We start from the raw sequence: 7412 nt of genomic DNA, 5'->3' as shown, positions 1-7412 counted from the left end.
TCTCGCCCGTCTTTGCTAATGGGTAATCAAGGCGGGAAAGCCATTTTAGGGCTTTCCCGCCCATTTCAATTTTGGGAGAAGAAAGGCCCCAAAATGAACGAGTGCGGCCAAGCACTTTGAGGGATTGGCCGCCTTGTCCACCCATCCAGCGGGACAGCGGGCGGAGGTCAAGGCCGGGTGTAAACCCGTTCATTTCAGCCTTGACGGTTGCCCGTTGTCCTGCTACTTTTCCGGGAGTGTGGCCACAACTTCGGGACACTTTGTCCACAAGTTGGAGCGTAGGACGAGGAACTGGGGCTTTCATATACGCCCTGTCTGCTGATGAGTCCAGACCTGCGCTTGCGGCTCCACGCCACGCAAGCACAGCCCTGTTTTCCTGCCGCTTCAAATGCCCTTGCCCTCCCCGGCGGCAACGGCATTTTCACGGCAACGCCGGCAGAGCGTATAACACACTACACTTTGCTTCGCAAAGTCGTGTGCCAAATGGGGGCGTTGCCCCCTTTGGAAACCCCCACAAGAAAAGGCGGTACGCTACCCCTCCACGGGGCGCATACCGCCTTTTCTTGTTATCCAGCCCTCCGGCTGTATCGGTTGAGCAAAAGTCCGCGTGGGATTGATGTGGTATCTTTAACTTTGGGAAACTCCCCTCTCACATTTCCTACGAATCTTCGCTTCAAATATTGTATCATATTCAACTTGACAAATCTACCATTTTGTGATAAGGCCGCAAAAAGTAGGGCATCCAGCAAAACTGCCAGATGCCCCTCTCAAATCGTGTTTCTACATATTAAATAGTAATCTCAATCCCACCCCGGAAGACTACCGTGCTGCTTTTCTCATCAATGCGGATGTGATCGACTAAACCGCCCCACAGTTCTTCCCGGAACTCTGTTTGCTCTCCCGTCAAATCTTCCAGCTTGTTGATGAAGTTCGTGAGAATTTCCCTCGTATCATTCTTTTCCTGGATGAGTGCCTCCAGTTCCTGAAATCGGCTATGCTTTTCACCATAAATGGTGCGGAGCTTCTTTTCGTTCTCTGCCTGCTCCGTCTGATCCAGGGCTACACTTGCATTCTTCTGGATGAGGTTCGCAAGGTTCTCTGCGATAATTCTCAGTTCCTGTTTCAGCCGTTCCTGCTCTGCGCCAAGGGTATCTATCTGGCAGACCGTTTCAATCAACTCCTGCAAATTCTCTATGGTTTCCTCTTTCGCCTCCACCAGGGCATTCAGTGCCTTGAGGAACAGCTTCTTGATTTCTTCCTCGCTCAAATGCGGTGTGTTGCAGGGCGGGGTGTCTTTGCCGTACTTCCGATTGCAGCGGTAGATGACCTTCCGGTACTTGTCGGTGGAATGCCACACCTTGGAACCGTACCATCCACCGCAGCATCCGCACTTGATTTTGTTTGAGAAGATGCTCACTCCGCTGTAACGACCATTCTGTTCCCGGCGGGCAAGTTCAGCCTGCACAAAATCAAACTGGGCAGGGGGAATAATGGCCTCATGGTGTTCCTCCACATAATACTGGGGGATTTCGCCGTTGTTGGTCTTTCTCTTCTTCTGCAAGAAGTCCGTGGTGTACTGCTTCTGGAGGAGCGCATCCCCACGGTACTTCTCGTTGGTAAGGATCGATTTCACCGTGCTGATGTGCCATCTGTCCTTGCCAGACGGTGACTTGATACCCCGGCTTTCCAGTTCCTTTGTGATAGCATAGAAGGAAAGGCCGCTGATGAAAAGCCGATAAATCAGCCGAACCGTGGCTGCCTGTTCCTCGTTTATCTTGAAATCCTTGTCGTACCCAAGAAACCAACTGAAGGCAACGCTGCCCTTGCCATCAGCAAACTGCTTTCGCTTGCCCCAGGTGGTGTTCTCGGAAATGCTCCGGCTTTCCTCCTGTGCCAGGGAACTCATGATGGTTATCATCAACTCGCCCTTGGCATCCAGCGTCCAGATGTTCTCCTTCTCGAAATAGACCTCAATGCCTTTATCCTTCAGCTTTCGGATGGTGGTCAGGCTGTCCACCGTGTTTCGTGCAAATCGGCTTACCGACTTGGTAATGATGAGGTCAATCTTTCCGTCAAGGGCATCTTCCACCATCTGATTGAAGCCGTCACGCTTTTTGGTGTTCGTGGCAGTGATACCCTCATCCGAGTACATCCCGACAAACTCCCAATCCTCATGACCTTCGATGTAGGTCTTGTAGTAGGTCATCTGCGCCTCGTAGCTGGTTGCCTGTTCCTCACGATCCGTGGATACTCGTGCATATCCGGCTACCTTCTTTTTCCTTTTGACTGCCACCGGCTCCGATGTAAACTGATTGAGGGTAGCAGGTATTTTTCTTACTTTCTTTGCCATGTCTTTACCGTCCCATCCTTATATTCAAAACCTACCTGGATGTCAGAAATGATCACCCGGTCAATGTCTGCGGATACTTTCGCCTGGAAGTTCTCTCCGAGAAGGCTTTCTGCCGCCTCAAGAAGTTCACTCTCCGGCAGGCGTTTCATTTGGCACTGTGTTCTCGGCTGGGAGCAGCACCAAATCTTTGTTTTCTTTTTCCCATAATTGTCCCTTTCGCATTTGCATCCACAGGAACCGCACCAGACCTTATTCGTGAAGGCATTCTGGCCCCGGCGTCCGCTAAACTGCCGGATGATGGATTTCCTGTTCCCGTTCAGCAGGGAGAACTCAATTCGGTCAGAATAAATGGTCACTTGCTGTATCTCCTTTGAGAAACTGCCATCATCAAAGGCACCGCCCAGCACTGTCTCAGCAGCCGCTGTTAGTTCCGTCTCCCAAATTGGTCGGCACTCGCATTGCTTCATGCCTTTGCGCTCTCTGGTGTTGCAGACCCACCGCTTTCTTCCTCCGCTGGTTCTCCGGCTAACACCGCATCCGCAGTATCCACACTTCACTTTGCCGGAGAAAGGTGTAAGGTTGTCCTGATTGTTCGGAAACTGCTCCGCTCTCTGCTGCCGGATTTCCAATGCCTTCTGGTAATCTTCCTCCGATACCAAAGGCTCGAACATCTCATCCACCAGGTACATCGGAAGTTCTCCTTTGTTCCTTCTGCGAACATGACCTTCGGTGAAGAAGTTCTTCTGAAGGACCATCGTTCCGGTGTAGGACTGGCTTGAAAGTATCTCCTTGATGGTTGTCTGCTCGATCGGCATTCCCATCTGCCCGGTCACGCCTCGCTCTGCAAGGGTCTTTGCAATGCCATAGGCTGATTCCCCGGCAAGGTACCTTCTGTAGATTTCCTTCACCACCTCGCCCTGTTCGGGGATGATGCGGAACATCTCTCCGTCCCATTCATATCCGTAGGGTGCTTTGTGGCCGTTTGGGATACCTTGCTCAAACCGCTTTCTGGTAGCCCATTTGATATTCTCTGAAATGCTCCGGCTTTCTTCCTGTGCAAAGGATGCAAGCAGCGTAAGCATCAATTCTCCGTCTTCTGAAAGGGAGTTGATCTTCTCCCGTTCAAAGTAAACCGATATTCCCAGGTCTTTCAGATGCCTGGTCGTATTCAGACAGTCAACCGTGTCCCTGGCAAATCGGCTGATGCTCTTTACCAGCACCATGTCGATTTTTCCTGCATCGCAGTCTGCCACCAGGCGGTTGAATCCATCTCGGTGTGCTGTACTCGTTCCGGTAATGCCCTGGTCAACATAGACCCCTGCGTATTCCCATTCGGGGTTGTTCTGAATGAGGGTGCTGTAGTAGCTGACCTGTGCTGACAGGGAATGCAGCAACACCTCACATTCCTCGGAGACACGGGCATAAGCGGCAACTCGCTTCTTACGCTTAAGCTGCGTCACACCCGGCGTGATTTGTCTAATTCTTGGCATAAAACCGCCTCCTTTCGTAGTGACATATTCCCGTAATAACCGCACTATATCAAGTCAATATTGGAGAATAATGTGCCGAATATCGGGCGGTATTTTTGTTGCATCTTTGTATCAAACTGCTTGTACTCATCCTCCGAAATCAGCCCCTTTTCGAACATCTGACGGGCAGCACTCATAGTCATCTGAAAGACGATCTCACGCTTTCCTTCTTCCTGACTCATCATCTGCCACCCCCAAACCGATCCTCGATGTAGCACTCATGGGAGCAATACTTCCTGTTTGCATTTCCATAGACTGTAAAGGGCTTCTTGCACACCGGGCATACGAAGTCATAATTTGCTTTCCTCTGCACCTGGTCGAGATGGCTGTTCCACCATTTCATCCGGCAGCGGTCGGAGCAGAACTTCTTTTCCTTTCTGCCAGCAGTCTGTGGAACAGCTTTGCCGCAGCACTTACAAACCGAAACGCCTGCTGCCGTCTGAACGACAACGCCTCCAAGGTTTCTGCGCTGGCAGAAGCTCTTTACTGTATTTTCAGATAAGTCGAGAAGCTGACCAATCTTCTTATATCCATTTCCGGCTTCCCGGAGATTGATTATCTGCACACGCTGTTCATCTGTCATAGCTGATGTCCTCCTATCGTTGAAGGGTCAACCCTTCTGACAGCTATGCAGCCCAAATGTCTCAAATTCCGAATTTCAGCGTAAAAAGCATAAAAAAATAAGCCCAGCAGCATGGAGTTCATCCATACCACTGAGCCTATCAGCGTCTATTATTCATATTCGACCAGTTCTCCATCAACATAGAGCCTGAACTCTTCCGGATTATTGATGATATCATAATCAGGGTTCCACTCATCCGGTTTGTATTCCACGGTCATGACAGGATCATTACCTTCAACCTCATCCCACCAAAGATACACTCGCATATCCAGGCTTGTTGCATACCCACGGTCTGTGGAGAACTTGATGGACTGAAATGAGTTCTCTTTGCACATTCGCACGAGCAACCGTGCAAATTCATCCTTATCCTCGATCTCATTACGGTTCGCTATAACCACAAGATTTTCATCACGGTTCATGCTGAAGCTACTCAGTAAATCCGGCTCTCCTTCTTTTTTACTACTGCACCCAGAACCAATACAGCAAACCAATAGAGCCAGAACCGCGATGCGCCCAGCCCTCTTCATGAAACTGCCTCTTTCGGATTCTTTAACTGACCTACCAGATACGGGATAACATCCTCCGGGGTTGGATGATCTCCCTTAAAAGGAATCTTCGCCCATTCTTTCTGTACCTCTGGGTCTTTACTTTGAAATGCGGCATCTAAAGCGATCTGCATTTCAGTATAAACTTCTTCCGGTGTTGTATTGTGTATCTTGGCTACTTGCTTAATGATTTCATCGATGTTCATAGAAGTACCTCTCTTTTGTTTGTTTAAGAACTCGTTCTTTGGAACTAATATAGCATATTTCCATGAACAATGAAATCTTTTTCGTTCGACCCGTTTCGACACCAAAAGACAGAAAAAGAAGGGTGACACTGATACACCCTTCTACTAATCCTCAACATAAGCCCTTACAGCTTTGATTATTCTCTTTTGCTCGTCCGGCGGGAACTTCTTAATCGCCTGCGACAGTTCATTTGCCACTCCATCAACGGATCGTGTCACAACATCAACTAATAACCTATCCGCCGAAACATCAAGCGCATTTGCGATTGCAACAAACTTATCTAATTTGACAGCCTTAAGCCCTCGCTCAATCACACTGATGTGTGTCGGACTCAAATCAACCAGAGCGGCGAGGTCTTCCTGCGTGAGGTTCTTCGCTTCTCTTGCTTCTTTTATCCGCAGACCAACAATTCGTAAATCCATTGCAACACCTCCTCCAGAACGATTACTCGGTCTAAAGATATTATATCTGTTGCCTTTCAGCCTATACAGAATCCAGAAACCAAGTTATCGTTCTTTAGAACTAATCGTGTTGCGAATCATCAACACAACGCAAAAAAAGGCTCTGCACTATGACGAGAAATCATAAGGCAGAGCCTTAATTATGCTTTACAACTTATTGGCATAGTCGAGGGAAATCCAGCCGTTACGCTTATCCGCATAGGACTTCAGAAGCCCCCACTTGGATGCACCGGGGCCATCTGCAACCTCAACGATGGTGAATACACCCTTTCCGGTAAACATTCCTGCAGTGCCATAGTTCGTTCCAGGGCCTCTGCGGATGTTCAGATCATCAATGGATACCTTAACACAGAAAGGCACCGCCGCTTCATTCTGGGCTACTGGATACACAGCCTTGCCGTTAGGGTCGTAGACCGTATAGCCCGGATTCTTATCGGCGCATTTCTTGGCATTTGCCAGAACCTTGTAAGCCCCCAGCTGACTCTTTGCATCATCCCAGGACTTACGAACCCGGTAATAGCTGTCCGTGCTTTCTGCTTTGACATCATACTGGGTGAGATTCCACTTCTCAATGATGGAACACAGCTTTTCCACATAGGTACTGGATGTCGCATAACCTCCATCCTTGATAAGCTGCGCAGCCTTCTTGTAGTCGGTACATCCGGCAAGACCCTCATAGCGCTTTTTACTGCCGTTCATGGCACCAAGCAGATACGCAGAATGGTCTGCGATGGAGTCCTCTACCTTGGGGTACTTGCGGAAATCCGCTGTGATCTCCGTGAGGACACCCGGCGTATATTCCTCCTTGGTCGTTTTGGTGTAGGTGTTCTTGCCATCCCAGGTGCTGCCAGACCAGGTATTGCCGGACAGGGACTTCTTCATGCCGAAGCAGTTGTTTGCGTTCTGCGCCAGCTCACTCTTGCCGTAGCCACACTCCAAAATGAACTGTGCGGAAGAAATGGATGCCAAAATACCGGACTTACGGCTATCTGCTTTGCAGAGTTCGCCGATCTTGGCAACCGCCTGTTTCTCGGTCAAGGTCTTAAAAATAACTGCCTGTGTGCCGGATGCGGCCTGGGGCTTTTCCTCAGAAGCAGTTCCAGACAGCTTGTCCTTAACCGCCTTACGGAAGGTATCCATTGTGTAACCCATCTTCAGCCCATTCCAAAGATGCTCCGGGTCACCGTGATTTGATGCGATGCCTTTGGCATGACCCTCCCTGTGCGAAACGATGTCCGTCAGCGGATTCAGACCATACTGTTTACAGAGCATGGCGAATAATTCTACCGCCGCTTCATAAGTCCTTTTCGCACAGGCTTTTGCTGTGGCGGTATCAGAGCAGGTAAAAGACGAACCGCCCGTATACTTGATACAGGCGGGTTCGCACATTTCCACACCGATGTGGGTGTTGTTAGAGGAACCACCGCCGTGCCATCCTCTGTGGTTCCAGGGCAGGGTCTGATAGACCGTTCCATCGTTGGCATCAATGAAAGCGTGAACACAGGCACGGTCAAAAGATGCACTATTCCAGGAATTGATAAAGACCGAGGCTTTCGGCTGGGGGCAGCCCACCGAATGGAGCATCAGCCCCTTTACCGTAATTTTTCTCCCTGCTGTGTAGCAGGGATTCTTAGTAAGGATCGCCTGTACCAGTTTCAT

At 49.7% G+C, this 7412-nt stretch carries 8 protein-coding genes; all 8 read right to left on the bottom strand.

Features of this window, described 5'->3' with window-relative positions; translation table 11 throughout:
* Window positions 1–787: 787 nt before the first annotated feature.
* A complete protein-coding gene (locus tag ACTQWB_RS07945) occupies window positions 788–2350 on the bottom strand; it encodes a recombinase family protein (RefSeq protein ID WP_441501344.1) in 1563 nt (520 codons plus the stop codon).
* Window positions 2335–3840: a recombinase family protein gene (locus ACTQWB_RS07940; RefSeq protein ID WP_441501343.1), complete on the bottom strand. Its 1506-nt coding sequence runs from the start codon at window positions 3838–3840 to the stop codon at window positions 2335–2337. Before ACTQWB_RS07940 ends, ACTQWB_RS07945 begins: the two co-directional genes overlap by 16 nt.
* 44 nt (window positions 3841–3884) lie before the next feature.
* Window positions 3885–4064, bottom strand: coding sequence for an SHOCT domain-containing protein (locus ACTQWB_RS07935; RefSeq protein WP_441501342.1), 180 nt, complete (start codon window positions 4062–4064; stop codon window positions 3885–3887).
* Window positions 4061–4462 (bottom strand): RNA polymerase subunit sigma-70, encoded by a 402-nt coding sequence (locus ACTQWB_RS07930; protein ID WP_441501341.1) that lies wholly within the window; start codon window positions 4460–4462, stop codon window positions 4061–4063. Before ACTQWB_RS07930 ends, ACTQWB_RS07935 begins: the two co-directional genes overlap by 4 nt.
* A gap of 149 nt (window positions 4463–4611) precedes the next feature.
* Window positions 4612–5028, bottom strand: a complete 417-nt coding sequence (locus tag ACTQWB_RS07925) for a hypothetical protein (RefSeq protein WP_441501340.1) — start codon at window positions 5026–5028, stop codon at window positions 4612–4614.
* Window positions 5025–5252: a sporulation initiation factor Spo0A gene (locus ACTQWB_RS07920; RefSeq protein ID WP_441501339.1), complete on the bottom strand. Its 228-nt coding sequence runs from the start codon at window positions 5250–5252 to the stop codon at window positions 5025–5027. The genes ACTQWB_RS07925 and ACTQWB_RS07920 overlap by 4 nt, the downstream gene beginning before the upstream one ends.
* A 144-nt stretch (window positions 5253–5396) precedes the next feature.
* On the bottom strand, window positions 5397–5714 hold the full coding sequence (locus tag ACTQWB_RS07915) for a helix-turn-helix domain-containing protein (protein ID WP_178686159.1): 318 nt from the start codon (window positions 5712–5714) through the stop codon (window positions 5397–5399).
* A gap of 186 nt (window positions 5715–5900) precedes the next feature.
* The gene (locus tag ACTQWB_RS07910) at window positions 5901–7412 is read right to left on the bottom strand and encodes a glucosaminidase domain-containing protein (RefSeq protein ID WP_441501338.1); all 1512 of its coding nucleotides are present in this window, start codon (window positions 7410–7412) and stop codon (window positions 5901–5903) included.

Source organism: Blautia sp. HCP3S3_H10_2 (assembly GCF_052122375.1).
Lineage (GTDB): Bacteria > Bacillota > Clostridia > Lachnospirales > Lachnospiraceae > Blautia_A.
This window is presented reverse-complemented; position numbering and strand designations above follow the sequence as displayed.

Bases quoted from the DNA above. Each gene is read 5' to 3' on its own strand.
- ACTQWB_RS07935 (WP_441501342.1), bottom strand. From the start codon at position 4,064: ATGATGAGTCAGGAAGAAGGAAAGCGTGAGATCGTCTTTCAGATGACT.
- ACTQWB_RS07925 (WP_441501340.1), bottom strand. From the start codon at position 5,028: ATGAAGAGGGCTGGGCGCATCGCGGTTCTGGCTCTATTGGTTTGCTGT.
- ACTQWB_RS07945 (WP_441501344.1), bottom strand. From the start codon at position 2,350: ATGGCAAAGAAAGTAAGAAAAATACCTGCTACCCTCAATCAGTTTACA.
- ACTQWB_RS07940 (WP_441501343.1), bottom strand. From the start codon at position 3,840: ATGCCAAGAATTAGACAAATCACGCCGGGTGTGACGCAGCTTAAGCGT.
- ACTQWB_RS07920 (WP_441501339.1), bottom strand. From the start codon at position 5,252: ATGAACATCGATGAAATCATTAAGCAAGTAGCCAAGATACACAATACA.
- ACTQWB_RS07910 (WP_441501338.1), bottom strand. From the start codon at position 7,412: ATGAAACTGGTACAGGCGATCCTTACTAAGAATCCCTGCTACACAGCA.
- ACTQWB_RS07915 (WP_178686159.1), bottom strand. From the start codon at position 5,714: ATGGATTTACGAATTGTTGGTCTGCGGATAAAAGAAGCAAGAGAAGCG.
- ACTQWB_RS07930 (WP_441501341.1), bottom strand. From the start codon at position 4,462: ATGACAGATGAACAGCGTGTGCAGATAATCAATCTCCGGGAAGCCGGA.